This is a genomic window from Bradyrhizobium sp. U531 (assembly GCF_051710265.1).
Taxonomy (GTDB): Bacteria; Pseudomonadota; Alphaproteobacteria; order Rhizobiales; family Xanthobacteraceae; genus Bradyrhizobium.
Window position 1 is genome coordinate 158,541 of the sequence record NZ_JASVEN010000009.1, and the last position, 15,928, is coordinate 174,468.

21 protein-coding genes are annotated in these 15,928 nt (G+C 64.9%); 10 read left to right on the forward strand and 11 right to left on the reverse strand.

Features of this window, described 5'->3' with window-relative positions; genetic code table 11:
- Positions 1-2 precede the first annotated feature (2 nt).
- Together QRQ56_RS31485 and QRQ56_RS31490 are read left to right on the forward strand one after the other, a co-directional pair.
- The gene (locus QRQ56_RS31485) at positions 3-473 is read left to right on the forward strand and encodes a nitrate reductase cytochrome c-type subunit (RefSeq protein ID WP_438745223.1); all 471 of its coding nucleotides are present in this window, start codon (positions 3-5) and stop codon (positions 471-473) included.
- Positions 470-1,111 (forward strand): NapC/NirT family cytochrome c, encoded by a 642-nt coding sequence (locus QRQ56_RS31490; protein ID WP_438745225.1) that lies wholly within the window; start codon positions 470-472, stop codon positions 1,109-1,111. The genes QRQ56_RS31485 and QRQ56_RS31490 overlap by 4 nt, the downstream gene beginning before the upstream one ends.
- Positions 1,112-1,157: 46 nt before the next feature.
- Here QRQ56_RS31490 and QRQ56_RS31495 read toward each other — a convergent pair whose 3' ends face one another.
- From QRQ56_RS31495 to QRQ56_RS31530, 8 genes are read right to left on the reverse strand one after another with little or no spacing between them, the layout of a single operon-like run.
- The gene (locus QRQ56_RS31495) at positions 1,158-1,754 is read right to left on the reverse strand and encodes a DUF2478 domain-containing protein (protein ID WP_438745226.1); all 597 of its coding nucleotides are present in this window, start codon (positions 1,752-1,754) and stop codon (positions 1,158-1,160) included.
- Between the two features lie 5 nt (positions 1,755-1,759).
- The gene (locus tag QRQ56_RS31500; protein ID WP_438745228.1) at positions 1,760-2,476 is read right to left on the reverse strand and encodes a NapC/NirT family cytochrome c; all 717 of its coding nucleotides are present in this window, start codon (positions 2,474-2,476) and stop codon (positions 1,760-1,762) included.
- Between the two features lie 7 nt (positions 2,477-2,483).
- Positions 2,484-2,951: a nitrate reductase cytochrome c-type subunit gene (locus tag QRQ56_RS31505; protein WP_438745230.1), complete on the reverse strand. Its 468-nt coding sequence runs from the start codon at positions 2,949-2,951 to the stop codon at positions 2,484-2,486.
- Positions 2,948-3,886, reverse strand: a complete 939-nt coding sequence (gene napH, locus QRQ56_RS31510) for a quinol dehydrogenase ferredoxin subunit NapH (RefSeq protein ID WP_438745231.1) — start codon at positions 3,884-3,886, stop codon at positions 2,948-2,950. The genes QRQ56_RS31505 and napH overlap by 4 nt, the downstream gene beginning before the upstream one ends.
- Complete coding sequence (gene napG, locus QRQ56_RS31515; protein WP_438745233.1) at positions 3,883-4,647, reverse strand: ferredoxin-type protein NapG; 765 nt, start codon at positions 4,645-4,647, stop codon at positions 3,883-3,885. The genes napH and napG overlap by 4 nt, the downstream gene beginning before the upstream one ends.
- An 18-nt stretch (positions 4,648-4,665) precedes the next feature.
- Positions 4,666-7,215: a nitrate reductase catalytic subunit NapA gene (gene napA, locus QRQ56_RS31520; RefSeq protein WP_438745234.1), complete on the reverse strand. Its 2,550-nt coding sequence runs from the start codon at positions 7,213-7,215 to the stop codon at positions 4,666-4,668.
- A 26-nt stretch (positions 7,216-7,241) separates the two neighbouring features.
- Positions 7,242-7,577 (reverse strand): chaperone NapD, encoded by a 336-nt coding sequence (locus tag QRQ56_RS31525; protein ID WP_438745235.1) that lies wholly within the window; start codon positions 7,575-7,577, stop codon positions 7,242-7,244.
- Positions 7,570-8,088, reverse strand: a complete 519-nt coding sequence (locus QRQ56_RS31530) for a 4Fe-4S dicluster domain-containing protein (RefSeq protein ID WP_438745236.1) — start codon at positions 8,086-8,088, stop codon at positions 7,570-7,572. Before QRQ56_RS31530 ends, QRQ56_RS31525 begins: the two co-directional genes overlap by 8 nt.
- Before the next feature lie 289 nt (positions 8,089-8,377).
- On the opposite strand from QRQ56_RS31530, the gene QRQ56_RS31535 reads away from it, so the two are divergent.
- Positions 8,378-9,493, forward strand: a complete 1,116-nt coding sequence (locus tag QRQ56_RS31535; protein ID WP_438745237.1) for an ATP-dependent DNA helicase — start codon at positions 8,378-8,380, stop codon at positions 9,491-9,493.
- 105 nt (positions 9,494-9,598) lie between these two features.
- On the opposite strand, the gene QRQ56_RS31540 is transcribed toward QRQ56_RS31535, so the two are convergent.
- Complete coding sequence (locus tag QRQ56_RS31540) at positions 9,599-11,284, reverse strand: caspase family protein (RefSeq protein ID WP_438745238.1); 1,686 nt, start codon at positions 11,282-11,284, stop codon at positions 9,599-9,601.
- Positions 11,285-11,548: 264 nt separating this feature from the next.
- On the opposite strand from QRQ56_RS31540, the gene msrA reads away from it, so the two are divergent.
- The 4 genes from msrA to QRQ56_RS31560 all read left to right on the forward strand — a co-directional run bounded on the left by msrA (position 11,549) and on the right by QRQ56_RS31560 (position 13,491).
- On the forward strand, positions 11,549-12,262 hold the full coding sequence (msrA, locus tag QRQ56_RS31545; protein ID WP_438745239.1) for a peptide-methionine (S)-S-oxide reductase MsrA: 714 nt from the start codon (positions 11,549-11,551) through the stop codon (positions 12,260-12,262).
- A gap of 30 nt (positions 12,263-12,292) precedes the next feature.
- The gene (msrB, locus tag QRQ56_RS31550; protein WP_438745240.1) at positions 12,293-12,712 is read left to right on the forward strand and encodes a peptide-methionine (R)-S-oxide reductase MsrB; all 420 of its coding nucleotides are present in this window, start codon (positions 12,293-12,295) and stop codon (positions 12,710-12,712) included.
- 106 nt (positions 12,713-12,818) lie between these two features.
- Positions 12,819-12,983 (forward strand): DUF3309 family protein, encoded by a 165-nt coding sequence (locus QRQ56_RS31555; RefSeq protein WP_438745242.1) that lies wholly within the window; start codon positions 12,819-12,821, stop codon positions 12,981-12,983.
- A 214-nt stretch (positions 12,984-13,197) separates the two neighbouring features.
- Positions 13,198-13,491 carry a hypothetical protein gene (locus tag QRQ56_RS31560; RefSeq protein ID WP_438745244.1) on the forward strand — a complete coding sequence of 98 codons (294 nt, stop codon included), beginning with the start codon at positions 13,198-13,200 and terminating at the stop codon, positions 13,489-13,491.
- Positions 13,492-13,583: 92 nt separating this feature from the next.
- Here the strand turns inward: QRQ56_RS31560 and QRQ56_RS31565 are convergent, their stop codons facing one another.
- Positions 13,584-14,141, reverse strand: coding sequence for a DUF4112 domain-containing protein (locus QRQ56_RS31565; RefSeq protein ID WP_438745246.1), 558 nt, complete (start codon positions 14,139-14,141; stop codon positions 13,584-13,586).
- 59 nt (positions 14,142-14,200) lie between these two features.
- Positions 14,201-14,632: a DUF5413 family protein gene (locus tag QRQ56_RS31570; protein ID WP_438745247.1), complete on the reverse strand. Its 432-nt coding sequence runs from the start codon at positions 14,630-14,632 to the stop codon at positions 14,201-14,203.
- Between the two features lie 145 nt (positions 14,633-14,777).
- On the opposite strand from QRQ56_RS31570, the gene QRQ56_RS31575 reads away from it, so the two are divergent.
- From QRQ56_RS31575 to QRQ56_RS31585, 3 genes are all read left to right on the forward strand, one after another.
- Positions 14,778-15,020 carry a hypothetical protein gene (locus QRQ56_RS31575; protein ID WP_438745249.1) on the forward strand — a complete coding sequence of 81 codons (243 nt, stop codon included), beginning with the start codon at positions 14,778-14,780 and terminating at the stop codon, positions 15,018-15,020.
- A 29-nt stretch (positions 15,021-15,049) separates the two neighbouring features.
- The gene (locus QRQ56_RS31580; protein ID WP_438745250.1) at positions 15,050-15,280 is read left to right on the forward strand and encodes a hypothetical protein; all 231 of its coding nucleotides are present in this window, start codon (positions 15,050-15,052) and stop codon (positions 15,278-15,280) included.
- Positions 15,281-15,539: 259 nt separating this feature from the next.
- Positions 15,540-15,836 carry a hypothetical protein gene (locus QRQ56_RS31585; RefSeq protein WP_438745251.1) on the forward strand — a complete coding sequence of 99 codons (297 nt, stop codon included), beginning with the start codon at positions 15,540-15,542 and terminating at the stop codon, positions 15,834-15,836.
- Positions 15,837-15,928 lie beyond the last annotated feature (92 nt).

Consider the following 15,928-nt stretch of genomic DNA (forward strand, 5'->3'; position numbering starts at 1 on the left):
CCATGATGAAGCGATTTGGCATTGCCATGCTGGCGCTCGCGATTGCCGCGGCGACCGGCTCGCTGACCGCGCAGACGCTGAATTCGGGCCTGCGCGGTCCGACCCCGCTCAACGACGAAGGGCCGGCGCCGACGATGCTGCCGAACCGCAACACCGCCGAAAAGGAGACGCGCAACTATCCGGAGCAGCCGCCGGTGATTCCGCACACCATCGACGGCTACCAGATCGACCTCAACGGCAACAAATGCCTGTCCTGCCACGCCCGCGCGCGCACGGCGGAGTCGCAGGCGCCGATGGTCTCGATCACCCACTTCATGGACCGTGACGGCCAGTTCCTGGCCTCGATCTCGCCGCGGCGCTTCTTCTGCACGGAATGCCACGTACCGCAGAACACCGCCAATCCGCCCGTGAGTAACGACTTCGTCGACATCGACACGCTGCTCTCGCGTGCAAGCCCCGGTGGCCGCCGATGAGCGCGACCGCCGAGGAGTCCAAGCCCAGGCGCGGCTTCATCGCGCGAACCTGGAGCTTCGTGCTCGAGCTCTGGGGCGTGTTGAGGCGCCCGAGCTCGGTGTTCGCGCTCGGCACGCTGGTGCTCGCGGGCTTCGTGGCAGGAATCATCTTCTGGGGCGGCTTCAACACCGCGCTGGAGTTGACCAACACCGAGAAGTTCTGCACCGGCTGTCACGAGATGAAGGACAACGTCTATGCGGAGCTGAAGTCGACCATCCACTTCTCCAACCGCTCCGGCGTCCGCGCCACCTGTCCGGACTGCCACGTCCCGCACAACTGGACCGACAAGATCGCGCGCAAGATGCAGGCCTCAAAGGAGGTCTGGGGCAAGATCTTCGGCACCATCGACACCCGCGAGAAATTCCAGGACCACCGGCTCGAACTGGCGGCCCATGAATGGGCGCGCTTCAAAGCCAACGATTCACTGGAATGCCGCAACTGCCACAGTGCCGATTCCATGGACATCACGAAGCAGTCGCCGCGGGCCTCGGTGGCGCACCAGCGCTATCTCTTCAGCGGCGAGAAGACCTGCATCGACTGCCACAAGGGCATTGCCCACAAGCTGCCCGACATGCGCGGGGTTCCCGGCTGGCAATAGCAACAACCTAAAGCGCGATGACGATTGATCCCAATCTCATCGCGCCTTAGACGGCGTGCAGATGCTCGCTGACGGTGCTGGGCTCACCGAGCAGAGCCGCGACAGCTGCGATCGCATCCTGGCGCGGCTCGGGCGTCACCGCGACCGTCCTGAAATATTCGCCGCAGAACTCGGTCCAGGCCTTGAGGTTGCCGGCGGGAACGCCGATCACGAGGCTCTTGCCGGACTCGATGCAATGGGCAATCAGGTCGCGCAAGCCCCCGCCTTCCGCCTCGGCCTTGCCGAACTTGTTGAGAAAGACGATTTCGGCGTCGGCGAGCTGGGCCTCGACCAATTGTGCCGCCTCGAGCAGGCGGGGCGTCGACAGACGGCACGAGGTGGCGCCTGCACCGAGATCCTCGGAGATCGACATGGCCCGGCCGGTGGCGAGCTCGTGCAGAACCATGTCGCAGCGGGTGCGGCCGGGCTGGGGCACGTCTTCCTGGATCAGCCCGGCGAGGCTCTTGCCGGAGCTGCGAAGCTCGGCGACGAGACCGGCGAACCACTTGTTCACCGCGGGACCTGAATCATAGACCAGCGCGACGCTGATCGCGGCGGAAGGCCTGGCTGCGCTCTCCGCCGCATCTCGGGATTGCTCAAGCATGTCCATCACCTCGCCGCCTTCGCCTTGGCGACGTCGGCATCCTGCAGGAAGTCGATCAGGCGCTGCACGGGGCTGACCTCGTCGATATGGTCGAGCATGTCGCGATATCCCTCCTGCGCCTTGGGCGGCAGCTTGTGCGCGATGCCCTGATGGCAATCGACGCAGGTCTTGCCTTGCGCGAACGCGGTCTGGTGCAGCTTGGACGCACGCGGCTCCTGCACCGCGTATTCCATGTGGTCGAACTTGTGGCAGTTGCGGCACTCACGCGAATCCGTCGTCTTCATGCCGCGCCACACGCTCTTGGCAAGCTCGATGCGGTGCTCGTTGAACTTCTCGGGCGTGCCGATGGTGCCGAGGATCTTGTGCAGCACCTCGTTCGAGGCCTGGATCTTGCGAACGACCTTGTGGCTCCATTCCTTCGGCACGTGGCAGTCCGGGCAGCTCGCGCGCACGCCGGTGCGGTTCGAATAGTGCACCGTGTTGCGATATTCGAGATAGACGTTTTCCTTCATCTCGTGACAGGAGATGCAGAACTGCTCGTTGTTCGTCATCTCCATCGCCCAGTTGAAGCCGCCCCAGAACAGGACGCCGCCGGCGAATGCGACGATGGCGATCAGCCCCCAGGCGTAACGTGCGGTCGGCGAGAAGAACCATCGCCACAACCGCTTCAGGCGTCCCGGCCGTGCGGCGGCAACGGCTGCAGAAGTGCTGGTGTCCTGCATGTCAGCCTCACTTCGCCTGCGTCGCGTTCTGGAAGATGTTGCCGACCAACGGCTTCGCATCGGCCTGCGGCACGTGGCATTGCTGGCAGAAGTAGCGCGTGCCGGCGACCTTATCGAGCCGCACGCCCTGGCGGTCGACGTAATGCGTCTCGGAGATCTTCGGCGCGTTCACCCGCGTGTTGCCGGGCCAGTCGTGACAGCCCATGCACGCGTTGTTCTGCGTCGTGATCTGGTAGCCGTCGATCTTGTGGGGGATCAGCGGCGGCTGCTGGCGATAGGCGCGCTCGAAGCCGCTCGCGGGCACCGACTGCTTGGTCACGTCGGGCGGTGCCGACATCTCGGTCAGCGGAGCCTCACGCAGCGCCTTGGGTTGCTTGGCTTCCTGCGCGAGCGGCCCTGGCGCTGCGAACGGAATGACAAGCGCGACGGTCACGGCCGCCGCCGCAATCCACGGAATCAGTCGAACAAACGTCATGGGAGGTCCCTTTCAAGGACGGCCGGCTGGGAAGAGACGACACGCGCCGCTGGCGATGGCGCGGAAGGATCCGGACGCACCGCATTGCGGCCGCGCAGACCAAGATGGAAAACCTGCTTGGAGCAGACATCGATGCAGGCGCCGCAGACGGTGCAGTCGCCCGCGGTGATGACCGGCGTGGCGCCGCTGCGCTCGCCCCGCAGCGCCGGGCTGATGACGTGCGGCTCCGGACAGACCGCGAAGCAATCCATGCAGTCGTTGCAGGCCGCGCGGTTGTCGGCGGTGACGCGCAGCAGCGCGACCTTGCCGATCTGGCCGTAGAATGCGCCGACCGGACAGAGATGACCGCACCAGCCGTGCTTGGCGACCAGGAGGTCGAACACGAAGATCGCGGCGGTTCCGCCGGCGCCGAACCAGAGACCGAACACCAGCGCGCGATGCAGCGCCGTCACCGGGTTGATCAGCTCCCAGGCGATCGACCCCGACAGCACTGATGCCGCAAGCACCGCGCCGACGAAATAGAGCCTGAGGTCCGGGCGGATCTTGGCCGTGAAAGTGATGTTGAGCCGCCGCCTCAGCCAGGCCGCGAGATCGGTGGCCGGGTTGATCGGACAGACCCAGGAGCAATAGGTCCGGCCGCCGAACAACAGATAGGCCGCGAGCACGATGGCCGCGCCGATCGCCGAGAGGCCCTCGGGCCAGTGCCGCGCCGCGAGCGATTGCAGGAAGACGAAAGGATCGGTCAGCGGCAGCGTGCCGAGCGTCATCGACGAGGACAGCGTGCCCTTGGCGATCCAGACGCCCAGAAGCGGCCCCGACAGGAACAGCGCGAGGAAGAACAGCTGGCTGGTTCGGCGCAGCACGAGAAAGCGCGAGGCGGCCCACAGCCCCTTCTCCGCGCGCGCCTCGACATAGGGCCTGGCTTTGGCCGTCATGGCGTGCCTCCCTCGGGCCTGCGCACCGGCAGCTTGAGCGGCGCGTCGACGAGGGCGCCGCCGGCTTTTGTCTTCTCTTCCCAGCCGCGCTTGTAGTGCTCGTCCTGCTTCAGCGCGGCGATCTCGATCGGCAGCACCTTGATCGCGGACTCCGTCAGCACGCAGGACTTCTCGCACTTGCCGCAGCCGGTGCAGTATTCGGCGTGGACGACTGGCTCGAAGATCGCATGCTTGGTGGTGCGCGCGTTGTGCGAGACCTCGAGCGTGATCGCCTTGTCGATGGCCGGGCAGACCCGGTAGCAGACGTCGCAGCGCAGGCCCTGCAGATTGAGGCAGGTCTCACGGCTGGTGATCACCGCGACGCCCATCTTGGCCTTCGCGATGTCGGTCAGCGCATGCTCGAGCGCGCCGGTCGGGCAGGCCTTGACGCAGGGAATGTTGTCGCACATCTCGCACGGCACGTTGCGCGCGACATAGTACGGCGTTCCCATGGCCGGCCCGTCCGCCCAGTCCGCGAGCTTCAGGGTGTCGTAGGGACAGTCGCGCACGCAGAGCCCGCAACGGACGCAGGCTGCCAGAAAGTCCTTTTCTGGCAGCGCGCCCGGAGGCCGCAGCGTCTGCGCAGGCTTGGCTCGCGAGGACACGCCGAACGCCGTCAGCATCGTCGCGGCGACGGCTGCGCCGCCGCCGAAACGCGTCATATCCTGCATCGCCTTGCGGCGGCGCGGATCGCGCGGGATGCCTGAGCTGGAGTCCGACATGGCTCGTCCATCGAGGGTTTAGGCCGACGTCACGCGGCACGCGCACTTCTTGAAGTCGGTCTCCTTCGAGATCGGACAGGTCGCATCCAGCGTGAGCTGGTTGGCGAGCTGGCTTTCGTCGAAGAAGGGGAAGTAGACGAGGCCGCGCGGCGGCTTGTTGCGCCCCTTGGTCTCGACCCGCGTGACGACTTCGCCGCGTCGCGTCTGGATCTTGACTGGCTGTCCGCGCAACAGCTTGCGCTCGGCCGCGTCATCCGGATGCATGAACAGCGTCGCGGCCGGCACGGCACGGTGCAGCTCGGGGACGCGGCGCGTCATCGAGCCGGAATGCCAGTGCTCCAGCACGCGGCCGGTGCACAGCCACAGATCGAACTCCTTGTCGGGCGTTTCGGCCGCCGGCTCGAACGGACAGAAGATGATGCGCGCCTTCTTGTCCGGCTTGCCGTAGAACGACACGCCTTCACCCGGCTTGACGTAGGGATCGTAGCCCTCGCGGAAGCGCCAGAGCGTCTCCTTGTTGTTGACGACCGGCCAGCGCAGGCCGCGCGCCTGGTGATACTGCTCGAAATCCGCGAGGTCGTGGCCGTGGTCACGGCCGAACTTCGCGTATTCCTCGAACAGGCCCTTCTGCACGTAGAAGCCGAACGCCGCGCTCTCCGAATTGTCAAAACCCTTCTGGCATTCGGTGACCGCGAACTTGTTCACCTCGCCGTTGCCGTAGAGCACGTCGAACAGGGTCTTGCCGCGCACTTCGGGCTTCTTGGCGATCAGCTCCTCCGGCCAGACTTCCTCGATCTTGAAATGCTTGGAGAACTCCATCAACTGCCAGAGATCCGAGCGCGCCTCACCCGGCGCCTTCACCTGCTGGCGCCAGAACTGGGTGCGCCGCTCGGCATTGCCATAGGCGCCTTCCTTCTCCATCCACATCGCCGTCGGCAGGATGAGGTCTGCGGCGAGCGTCGTCACGGTCGGATAGGGATCGGAGACGACGACGAAGGCGGCCGGATTGCGATAGCCGGGATAGCCCTCCTCGTTCATGTTCGGGGCCGTCTGCATGTTGTTGTTGCACTGGACCCAATACGCGTTCAGCTTGCCGTCCTTCAGCATCCGGTTCTGCAGCACGGCGTGGTAGCCGATGTTGGCGGGAATGGTGCCTTCGGGCAGCTGCCACAGCTTCTCGGCCGTCTCGCGATGCTTCGGGTTGGTGACGACCAGGTCGGCCGGCAGGCGATGCGCGAAGGTGCCGACCTCGCGGGCGGTGCCGCAGGCGGAGGGCTGGCCGGTCAGCGAGAACGGGCCGTTGCCCGGCTCTGAGATCTTTCCCATCAACAGATGCACGTTGTAGATCATGTTGTTGACCCACGTGCCGCGCGCGTGCTGGTTGAAGCCCATCGTCCAGTAGGAGACGACCTTCTTCTTGGGATCCGCATAGAGCTTTGCGAGCCGCTCGAGATTCTCCTTCGGCACGCCCGACATCTTGTGGGCGTAGTCGAGCGTATAGGGCTCGAGCAGCCGCTTGTATTCCTCGAAGCCGATCTTGTCCTTGAAGCCGGCCGGATCGAGCGCGCCGTCCTTGCCGGCCTTGTGCGAGGCGTTGACCGCCTTGATCTCGAGGGCGTGGGTCGGGCGCAGTCCGTAGCCGATGTCCGTGACGGTGGACGCGAACTCGACGTGCTTCTCGACGAAATCCTTGTTCATCGCGCCGGAGTTGACGATGTAGTTCTGGATGTAGTTGAGGATCGCCATGTCGCTCTGCGGCGTGAACACCAGCGGATTGTCGGCGAGCTCGAACGAGCGGTGCTCGAAGGTGGAGAGCACGTGGACCTCGCAGCCCTCATGCGTCAGGCGGCGATCGGTGAGGCGCGACCAGAGAATCGGGTGCATCTCCGCCATGTTCGAGCCCCACAGCACGAACGCATCGGCGTGCTCGATGTCGTCGTAGCAGCCCATCGGCTCGTCGATGCCGAAGGTGCGCATGAAGCCGGTCACGGCCGAGGCCATGCAATGGCGCGCATTCGGATCGAGGTTGTTGGAACGGAAGCCGGCCTTGTAGAGTTTCGCGGCGGCGTAGCCTTCCCAGATGGTCCACTGGCCCGAGCCGAACATGCCGATCGTCGACGGCCCGCCCGCCTTAAGCGCGGTCTTCCACTTCTCGGCCATCAGCTTAAAGGCTTCGTCCCAGGAGATCGGCGTGAAGTCGCCGTTCTTGTCGAACTTGCCGTTCTTCATGCGCAGCATCGGCTGGGTCAGCCGGTCCTCGCCGTACATGATCTTCGACAGGAAGTAGCCCTTGATGCAGTTGAGGCCGCGATTGACCGGCGCATCCGGGTCGCCCTGGGTCGCCACCACCTTGCCGCTCTTGGTGCCGACGATCACGCCGCACCCGGTGCCGCAGAAGCGGCACACGCCCTTGTCCCAGCGGATGCCGTCGGTCTTGCCCGGCTGCGCGCTCACAGTTTCCGGCAGCGTCACACCGATGGTCGAGGCGGCGGCAACCGCCGCGGCCGCCTTCAACGCATCGCGGCGGGTCGCCGTGGCTTCATTTCCGTTTGTCGATTTCGTAACCATCGTCGGTCTCTCCGGCTCAACGAATCTCAAATTGTGGAGGCGCGCGCATGCGCACCGGAATTGTCGCAATGGCCGCCGCAGCACGCGGCAGGCTCGGTCTCGTCGGCGCCCTCGTCGTCGGCCGTATCGAATGCGTGAAAGATCAGCGAGGCGCTGACGACGCCGGGCAGGCGATGCATGGCGGCGATCTGGTCGATCGCCAGCGAGGCCGGCGTGTCGATCACGGTCAGCGCGAGCCGGTTTTCGCCGGATGCGGCTTCCAGCTCGACGCCGGGCATCGCCAGGATCCGGCCCGTCAGATCGCGCGCGGCTTCAGGCGCCAGATAGACGGCAACGCCGCAGATATTGGTGGTTTCAGCCATTGTGCACGACCAGGTTTGCGAGTTCGGATACCAGCGCGATCCGGTCGCGCGGCGCGAGCGTGATGGCCTCGACCGGGCAGACGGGAATGCAGTCGCCGCAGCCGGTGCAGGAAGCAGCGTCGATCACCGCGCCGAGCTTCTCGCGCGCGAAAATGCGGATGGCGGAATGCTCACAGGCTTCGACACAGCGGCGGCAGACCACGCCTTGTCTTTCAACGCAGGCGCTCGCGCTGGAGACGGTGGCCACCTGCTCGGGGCACGGCTGGTCCACGCGCGGCGCAAGCGCATCGCGGCCGGATGCGAAAGGCAGAACGGCGGAAAACAGTGAGCGTCGTGACATAGGTCTCGGCATATCCGAATCCCCACGGACAGACCCGTGTTGAGGAATTTTCAGGAGAATGCGCCCCATCAGGCACATCTCGGTCGACGCCGTTGTCACCGCTGCGGACCATAGGTTCGCGCTGTCCATATCGCATTGCGCTAGATCAACCGGCACCGCGAACGCGCGCAAGCAACGATTAACCTGCGCCTTGTTTGCCGCATGAAATTGCGCAAATCGGGCGAGGCGTTTACTTCGCATTCACCTGCAACGTGATGAGGCGGATGCGTGCTCGCGAGGCGCGCAAGCGGAAGCGGACCACCGCCCGCAAGCGGACGGTGCTCCTGCAGCGACGTTCGAAGCTGGGGGACGGCCCTTTCCGCCTCGATCTTCGCCGCCGCATCCCGCTTGAAAGCGGGGGTCGAATGATTAACTTGGGGCATGGCGAATCGCCGCCTTTTCGCCCTCCCACAAGATAGATATGGCCAGTTTCACCCCGCATCAGGATGCCGCGCTCAAGGCTGTTGGCGACTGGCTCAAGGCCAAGCCGGGCCGCAACGGCACGCCGCCGATTTTCCGCCTGTTCGGCTTTGCCGGCACCGGCAAGACCACGCTGGCGCGCCATATTGCTGAAGGCGTCGACGGCGAGGTGAAATTCGCCGCCTTCACCGGCAAGGCCGCCCTCGTCATGCGCAACAAGGGTTGCGACGAGGCCTCGACCATCCATTCGCTGATCTACCGTGCCCGCGAATCCGGCGAGGAGCAGCCGAGCTTCGAATTGTGGGACGACGCGCCGGCCTCGAAGGCGAAGCTGATCGTGATCGACGAATGCTCGATGGTCGACGCTGAACTGGGCCGCGACCTGATGTCGTTCGACTGTCCGCTGCTGGTGCTGGGTGATCCCGCGCAGCTGCCACCGATCCAGGGCGGCGGGTTCTTCACCAACACCGAGCCCGACGCGATGCTGACCGAAGTGCACCGCCAGGCGCAGGACGATCCGATCGTGCGGATGTCGATGGACGTGCGCGAAGGCCGCGAGCTCGACATCGGCCGCTACGGCGAGAGCGAGGTGGTCTCGCGCAAGGAGCTCGATCCGGACAGGGTCATGGGCGCCGACCAGGTCCTGGTCGGCCGCAACAACACAAGGCGCGCCTACAACATGCGGGTGCGCCAGCGCCAGAACATCGAGGACACCTTTCCGGTCGCAGGCGACAAGCTGGTCTGCCTGCGCAACAACCGCAAGAAGGGCCTCTTCAACGGCGGCCTGTGGCGCGTGAAGTCGCGCAACACCTCGCGCTCGAAATCACGCATCCTGTCGATGCGGCTGTCGCCCGACGAGGATTTCGGCCACAAGGTGACGAAGGTCTCGGTGCGCGCCGACTGCTTCGAGGGCGGCGTCGAGCAGATCGCCTGGGAGCAGCGCAAGCCCTATGACGAGTTCGACTACGGCTACGTGCTCACCGTGCACAAGTCGCAGGGCTCGCAATGGGACGACGTCGTGCTGTTCGACGAGAGCTTTGCGTTTCAGGATTCGCGGGCACGGTGGCTGTACACGGGCATCACGCGCGCGGCGAAACGGCTGAGTATCGTGGTATGATCCGTAGGGCGGATTAGCCGAAGGCGTAATCCGCCAACCTTGTCTCCGCGGGTGAAGACAGCGGCGGGTTACGCTTCGCTAACCCGCCCTACGCACCTACCGCCCTCACTTCCCCGCCACAAAATAAAAATCTTCCCGTCCCGGCGGCGAGCCGTAGGTGAAGGGCTGTTGCTCGTGCCTGGTCGCGGCCCAGACGTCGTCGCGGATGATGTCGAACAACTTTCTGATCTCGACGCGGGGCTGCTTGATCTCGCGGGCGAGCGCGGTGGCGAACGGGCTGTTGGCGGCACCGTCGCCATCCATCGCGGTCTCGCCGTGCTTGGCGGCGTAGACCACCATGAAGCCGGTCCCGGGCTCGATGTTGGAAAAGCCCTTGTCGACCAGCTTCATCGACAGCGTGCGTTGCATGGTCGGCGCGAACGGATTGTCGCGGCAGGCATCCAGCACCACGAGACGCATTTTTCGCGCAGCCCCGACCGCGGCGATGACCTGCTCCAGCGCGACGGCCTCGGTTTCCGCGTCCTTGTCGGCGGTGAGCTTGGCATCGACCGGCACGAGATAATTCACGCCGCCAATCTCGAACCCGTGGCCCGCGTAGTAGACCACGGCCCAATCGGCCTTCTCCGCTTCATTGGCGAAGGCCTGCAGGGTCTGGAAGAACTTGTCGCGGGTGAGGTCCTTGGTGTCCATCACGGTCTGGAAGCCGAGATCGCGCAGCACGCCTGCGATCAGCTTCGAATCGCGCGGTGGATTAGGCAGGGCGTGCACGTTCTTGTAGGCGCCGTTGCCGATCACCAGCGCAACGCGGCGGCCGGTGGGCGCGCTCCCCGGCGCCTGCGGCGTCAGCGCGGCGAGCCGTTCCTGCGCGACGGCGCGGGCGCGGGCGACGTCGGGCTCGTCGAACTTCGTCAGCGAATAGGCGGCCGCGCGGTAGTCGGCGCGCGCCTGCGCGAGATCCTTCTTGCGCTCGTAGATCTGGCCGCGGCCGGAATGCGCGCGGATGTTGTTCGGGTTGATCTGGATCGCCGTATTGTAGTCCTTCAGCGCAGCCTCGATGTCGCCCTTCATCATGCTGACATCGGCGCGGTTGTTGATCGCGTACACGTTCTTCGGCTGCCGCCCGATCAGGCCGTTGCAGTCGGCAAAGGCCAGGTCGAACTTGCCCATCATGCCGTAGGTGATGCAGCGGTTGCTCGCGATCTGCGGCGCGGCCGGGTCGATCTTCTCGGCCTCCGCGAAGTCGGCGATCGCGCCGTCGAAATCTTTCATCAGCGTGCGCGCGCGGGCGCGATTGGTCCAGCCGAGCAGGAATTTCGGCGTGTATTTGATCGACAGGCTGAAATCGTCGATCGCGCTTTGCATCGCGCCGCGGCGCGCGTAGATGACGCCGCGGTTGTTGTAGGGGACGCCATAGGCCGGACGTTTCTGGAGAGCGAGGTTGTAGTCGGCCATGGCGAGGTCGTCCTTGCCGCTACGTTCATAGGCGAGGCCGCGCAGGTTGAGGGCGATGACGTAGTCCGGATCGAGATCGAGCGCGACCGACAGGGTCTCGATCGCGTGGTCGTAGTCGCGCTTGTTGATCTGCGTGTTGCCGCGCACGGAGAGCGCGATCGCCTTGTCCTTGCTGCTGAGCTTGTCGGCCTTCAGCAGGTTTTCGCAGGCGCTAGCGCGGGCCGGCGCCTCGGCCTGGCGGTCCCGGCAGATGGTGAGGTCGTCGGCTTGCGGATCGGCCGCGGCGCTCGAGAGGCCGGCGGCCAGAATGACGAGGGTCAGGGAAACCGCGCGCAACATGGTGTCAGCCTGCTCCAGCCAGCAAGTTCTTCGTTAAGTCGAGGATCGATCAGCCGGGTTCATCTAGCCCGGAGTTCCCGGTCTCGCCAAGGCGGGCGCCCGCCGGGCCGTTCCGGCGCGCCCCATTTCACGGACTCGTGTCCGTCCCGTCGTAACAATCGGCGGCGGTGCCCGTATCTCGGATGACGCGAAAAGGCGGCCGGACAACTGGTCGTCCGGCCGCGACCGTCCTAGACTGTCAGCCCTTCCGAAAGAGGATACGCCATGCGCCGACCTGCCCTCGCTTCCCTGCTGGCCGCAACGACCGCTGTGTCGCTAACATTTGCGCTGGCCTTCGCGCCGTCCCGGGCCGCGGAAGAGGCCGTCGTGATCCCCACCCCCGCCATGGACGCGGCCCCCGCCAGCGGGATCCAGACCGCCGTGATCGCCGGTGGCTGCTTCTGGGGCGTGCAGGGCGTCTTCCAGCACACGGCCGGCGTCGTCAACGCGGTCTCCGGCTATGCCGGCGGCACCAAGGCGACCGCCGACTACCAGACGGTCTCGAGCGGCCGGACCGGCCACGCCGAGTCGGTCGAGATCAAGTACGACCCGAAGAAGATCTCCTACGGCAAGATCCTCCAGATCTACTTCTCGGTGGCGCACGATCCGACCCAGCTCAACCGCCAGGGCCCGGACAGCGGCCCGCAATATCGCTCGGCGATCTTCACCACCTCCGACGAGCAGAAGAAGGTGGCGGAGGCCTATATCGCCCAGCTCAACAGTGCCAAGGTGTTCGGCAGGCCGATCGTGACCAAGGTCGGCGCGCTGGAAGCGTTCTATCCGGCGGAAGCCTACCACCAGGACTATCTGACGCTGCACCCGAACCAGCCCTACATCGCCTATAACGACCTGCCGAAGGTCGAGAACCTGAAAAAGCTGTTCGCGGATAACTACATTGAGAAGCCGACGCTGGTGAGTTCCGCTAAGGCCACCAACTGATCGCGACATCACGCCAGAAACGGGAGACCCATGCCCGACATCAAGACGAAAACCACCGACGACAAGGTCATCAAGAGCGAAGAGCAGTGGCGGAGCGAATTGACGCCGATGCAGTACGCGGTGCTGCGCGAGAAGGCGACCGAGCGTCCCTTCACGGGCGAATATGAGCACGACCATCGGGCCGGCACCTATGTCTGCGCCGGCTGCGGCAACGCGCTGTTCGAGTCCGACGCCAAGTTCGATTCCGGCTGCGGCTGGCCGAGCTTCACCCAGCCCGCGGTCGAGAGCCATATCGACGAGGAGCGGGACGTCAGCCACGGCATGATCCGCACCGAGGTGCTCTGCTCCAAGTGCAGCGGCCATCTCGGCCACGTCTTCCCGGACGGACCGGGACCGACCGGCCTGCGCTACTGCATCAACTCGGCCTCGTTGAAGCTGGAGCCGAAATAACCCCGAGCGCCGCCGGGTTCCCCTGTGGAACCCGGCGGCGCGATGTGCTTTTCTTTTCTGGCGGTGCGGCCGATCATCGCAGTGGGCGGCCGCCAGGGAGGATGCCATGACCCTTGGGACCATCCTGATCATCCTGGTGATCATTTATCTGGTCGGCGGCCTGTCCGGCCGTTTCGGCGGCTACGGCTATGGCCTTGGCCATTCCGGCATAGGCATCGGTGGGGTCGTTCTGGTCGTCCTGATCGTCCTGCTGCTTCTTGGCAAAGTGTAAGCCATTTAACCCTTTGAAATAATTCACATTATTTCAGTCGCGGGGCTGCCATGCGCGGATTCATCATCTCCCATCGCAGGGGTCGCATTTTTGTCAGATAAGCCTATATTAGGAGGCGAAAATGACATGCGCGGCGGGCCCGCTCGATTGCGGCCCCTGCCACCCAAACCCCAACGCGCTTAAAGCCCCAGAGAAGCTCACGAGGTCTTTGACCATGCGTCCACTGCGTCCGTTCAACTTCAACACCTCCGCCGAACTCTTCCCCGCTGCGATCCGCAAGAAGAAGCGTGCCGGCTTCACCTATCGCCGGTTCGGCACCGCGGCCGAAGCCGTGCAGTTCGCGATGGAGCAGTTGCCGAACGATTCGCTGAACGGCGCCTATCTCCAGGTCGAGGAAGCGCGTTTCGACCAGAACGGCATCCGCTCCCTCTATGAGAGCGAAGCCTTCCCGCTGCCCCGCCGGCCGAAGCCCGCTCCGGCCGCCGAGACCGACGCCGACGCGGCGTAAGTTTCTTCCAAGCCTCCGATGTGCGGAAAGCGCGATGGCCGAAAGGCTGTCGCGCTTTTTGCGTTTCTGGACCAGCCTTCTCTTCGCCCGCGCTACATCCGCGGCTGCTTGTCGAGCCAGCGGCGAAGCAGGCGGACATTGCGCATGTTGGCGCGGAACATGACGTCGAAGGCGTCCCCGGCGAACGGCACGATGCCGACCACGCCGTCGAGCGCGACATTGCCGAGCATGCGCGCGGTGACGTACCAGGGCGCACCGAGCGCGCGGGCCTCGCGGACCAGCCACAGCGAGATCGCGGTTGTGATGATATCGCCGACGACGGGGATCAGGCCGATCAGCCCGTCGATGCCGTAGCGGATGTTGGTGCCGGGCAGGATGAAAGCGACGTCGAGCAGCTTTGCGATCGCCTCGATCCGCGCGATGCGCTGCTCGCGCGTCAGATTGCCGAACGGGCTTCCGGCGAACGGATTGTCCTTGCCGAACTCGAAACGGAACTCGCGAAAGCCCTGCTCCAGCGTCTCGGGGCGGACTTCCCGGCCGTCCTGGTCGATGATCGTGCCGCGGGCGTCGGCGCCCGAAAAGGCGCCACGCGAGCCGCTCCCCGAACGGGACCTTCGCGGAGGGAGAATATCGTCGTTGGACATGGTCATGGCCTCAGGGGAACGCGCCGGCGTGGCAGAAGTTGCTGCGCCGCGCCGGAACGTCGCGCTCAGGTCGGCGTCGGCGCCGCCAGTGCTTGCGGCTCCTTGATGTATTTATGCACGAGCCAAGACGAAATCACCGCCGGCACGAAGCCGACGAGGCCGTACAGGATGAACTGCACCGCGCCCGAATCCGGCCCGCGCGAGCTGTAGGTGAGCGAGGCCAGCACGAAGGCGAACAGGCCGACCAGCAGCATCCGCACGACCGGGCCGATACGCCGGATGTGGACCAGGATGTCGTCGATCGCGCCGATCATCAGCGACGGCAGCAAGCCGAACAGATAGCTGTATTGCAGGGTCTTGAAGAACACGACGAACAGCTTGCCGACCTCGCCGAGGCCGGTCTGGGCCCAATAGCCGGATTGATAGGTCGTCGTCAGCAGCAGCAGGAACCCGCCGATGAACGGACCGAGCAGCGCAAACACCAGATAGCGTTTCATCGAGCACCCTCACACTTCCCGGCCGGTTATAGCAGCGCCGCGGGAACCTTGAACAGCCGGGCAGGCTCCGCCGTCCGCGGAACAAGTGACAGGGCGACGAGTTCAGACAGGACCTCAATTGTCCCCTGTCAGACTGGAGCCGCCGATGCCCTGTAAATTTCTTCTGGCGACGATCGCATTCGCGGCCCTGACCGGTCTGTCGAACACGTCCGCTCTCGCGCAAGGCCACATGGGCTCGCCGCAGGAGCAGAAGGCCTGCTCGCGGGACGCATCGCGCCTCTGTCGCAAGGACCTCGGCAACGACATGGCCGTGCAGGGCTGCCTGCAAGCCAACCGCGCCAAGCTGTCGAAGTCCTGCAACAAGGTGTTTCAGAGCCACGGCATGTGAGCGCCCCCCGGCGAATGGAGAGAGAAGCCATGTTGCGTGACGAACAACTCTCGATCCTGCGGGACATCAGCCAATCCTTTGCCTTCGCCGACGACCGGCAGGGCAAGATGGGACAATTGATCGCCGACGGCTACGTGATGAAGGACGGCGATCTGTTCGAGCTCACGGCCAAGGGCGTCACGGCCGTCGAGGACCACGCCGCCGCGCTCGGTGTGAGCGAGCTGGAACAAGCGGGGGTCTCCTCCGATCGGCTGATCTGATCGCGCACGCAAGAGTGTTGCGTGACGTCCACGCAACAACTGCAATTTCCTTCATGGCGGCCATTGCAGCCGCTCGACAATGGCGCATACTTCACTCGGGCGGCGCAGCACTTTTCGATTCGAACAATCAAGAAATCGAGCGACCACATGCGGGAGCGAACTCCCGGCGTGAAGGCTGTGACATGCGGCAGATCAAGTCGCGTGCGGCGCCCCAAGAACCAAGCGGCTCAAGCCCAGGGAATTCGGGGATCAAATCTGCATGACACGCACTCAGACCATCGCTTCGCTGTTCAAGTCCACCGCCTCGCTGTTGGCCGTGGCGACCACCGCCATCGCGCTCCAGACTTCACCCGGCCTCGCCTTCTCGTCCGAAGCGCAGCAGATGTGCACGGGCGATGCGATGCGGCTATGCTCCAGTGAAATTCCCGACATTCCCCGCGTGAGGGCCTGCATGGTGCGGAACAAGGCGCAGGTCAGCCCCGGCTGCCGCGCCGTGATGGACCGCGAAGCGGCTGTCGGCGCAGCATCGCGCAAGCGGGAAGCGGCGGCGCAGTAAGCTACTCGAACGCCATTCCGGGGCGGTGCGCAGCACCGAACCCGGAATCCATTTCTCGACGTCGCCTGCTGCACAATAGATTCCGGGCTCGT

What these genes read in the sequence shown, in the direction of transcription:
- QRQ56_RS31485 (WP_438745223.1), top strand. Translation starts at nt 3, where the DNA reads ATGATGAAGCGATTTGGCATTGCCATGCTGGCGCTCGCGATTGCCGCG.
- QRQ56_RS31490 (WP_438745225.1), top strand. Translation starts at nt 470, where the DNA reads ATGAGCGCGACCGCCGAGGAGTCCAAGCCCAGGCGCGGCTTCATCGCG.
- QRQ56_RS31495 (WP_438745226.1), bottom strand. Translation starts at nt 1,754, where the DNA reads ATGCTTGAGCAATCCCGAGATGCGGCGGAGAGCGCAGCCAGGCCTTCC.
- QRQ56_RS31500 (WP_438745228.1), bottom strand. Translation starts at nt 2,476, where the DNA reads ATGCAGGACACCAGCACTTCTGCAGCCGTTGCCGCCGCACGGCCGGGA.
- QRQ56_RS31505 (WP_438745230.1), bottom strand. Translation starts at nt 2,951, where the DNA reads ATGACGTTTGTTCGACTGATTCCGTGGATTGCGGCGGCGGCCGTGACC.
- napH (WP_438745231.1), bottom strand. Translation starts at nt 3,886, where the DNA reads ATGACGGCCAAAGCCAGGCCCTATGTCGAGGCGCGCGCGGAGAAGGGG.
- napG (WP_438745233.1), bottom strand. Translation starts at nt 4,647, where the DNA reads ATGTCGGACTCCAGCTCAGGCATCCCGCGCGATCCGCGCCGCCGCAAG.
- napA (WP_438745234.1), bottom strand. Translation starts at nt 7,215, where the DNA reads ATGGTTACGAAATCGACAAACGGAAATGAAGCCACGGCGACCCGCCGC.
- QRQ56_RS31525 (WP_438745235.1), bottom strand. Translation starts at nt 7,577, where the DNA reads ATGGCTGAAACCACCAATATCTGCGGCGTTGCCGTCTATCTGGCGCCT.
- QRQ56_RS31535 (WP_438745237.1), top strand. Translation starts at nt 8,378, where the DNA reads ATGGCCAGTTTCACCCCGCATCAGGATGCCGCGCTCAAGGCTGTTGGC.
- QRQ56_RS31540 (WP_438745238.1), bottom strand. Translation starts at nt 11,284, where the DNA reads ATGTTGCGCGCGGTTTCCCTGACCCTCGTCATTCTGGCCGCCGGCCTC.
- msrA (WP_438745239.1), top strand. Translation starts at nt 11,549, where the DNA reads ATGCGCCGACCTGCCCTCGCTTCCCTGCTGGCCGCAACGACCGCTGTG.
- msrB (WP_438745240.1), top strand. Translation starts at nt 12,293, where the DNA reads ATGCCCGACATCAAGACGAAAACCACCGACGACAAGGTCATCAAGAGC.
- QRQ56_RS31555 (WP_438745242.1), top strand. Translation starts at nt 12,819, where the DNA reads ATGACCCTTGGGACCATCCTGATCATCCTGGTGATCATTTATCTGGTC.
- QRQ56_RS31560 (WP_438745244.1), top strand. Translation starts at nt 13,198, where the DNA reads ATGCGTCCACTGCGTCCGTTCAACTTCAACACCTCCGCCGAACTCTTC.
- QRQ56_RS31565 (WP_438745246.1), bottom strand. Translation starts at nt 14,141, where the DNA reads ATGACCATGTCCAACGACGATATTCTCCCTCCGCGAAGGTCCCGTTCG.
- QRQ56_RS31570 (WP_438745247.1), bottom strand. Translation starts at nt 14,632, where the DNA reads ATGAAACGCTATCTGGTGTTTGCGCTGCTCGGTCCGTTCATCGGCGGG.
- QRQ56_RS31575 (WP_438745249.1), top strand. Translation starts at nt 14,778, where the DNA reads ATGCCCTGTAAATTTCTTCTGGCGACGATCGCATTCGCGGCCCTGACC.
- QRQ56_RS31580 (WP_438745250.1), top strand. Translation starts at nt 15,050, where the DNA reads ATGTTGCGTGACGAACAACTCTCGATCCTGCGGGACATCAGCCAATCC.
- QRQ56_RS31585 (WP_438745251.1), top strand. Translation starts at nt 15,540, where the DNA reads ATGACACGCACTCAGACCATCGCTTCGCTGTTCAAGTCCACCGCCTCG.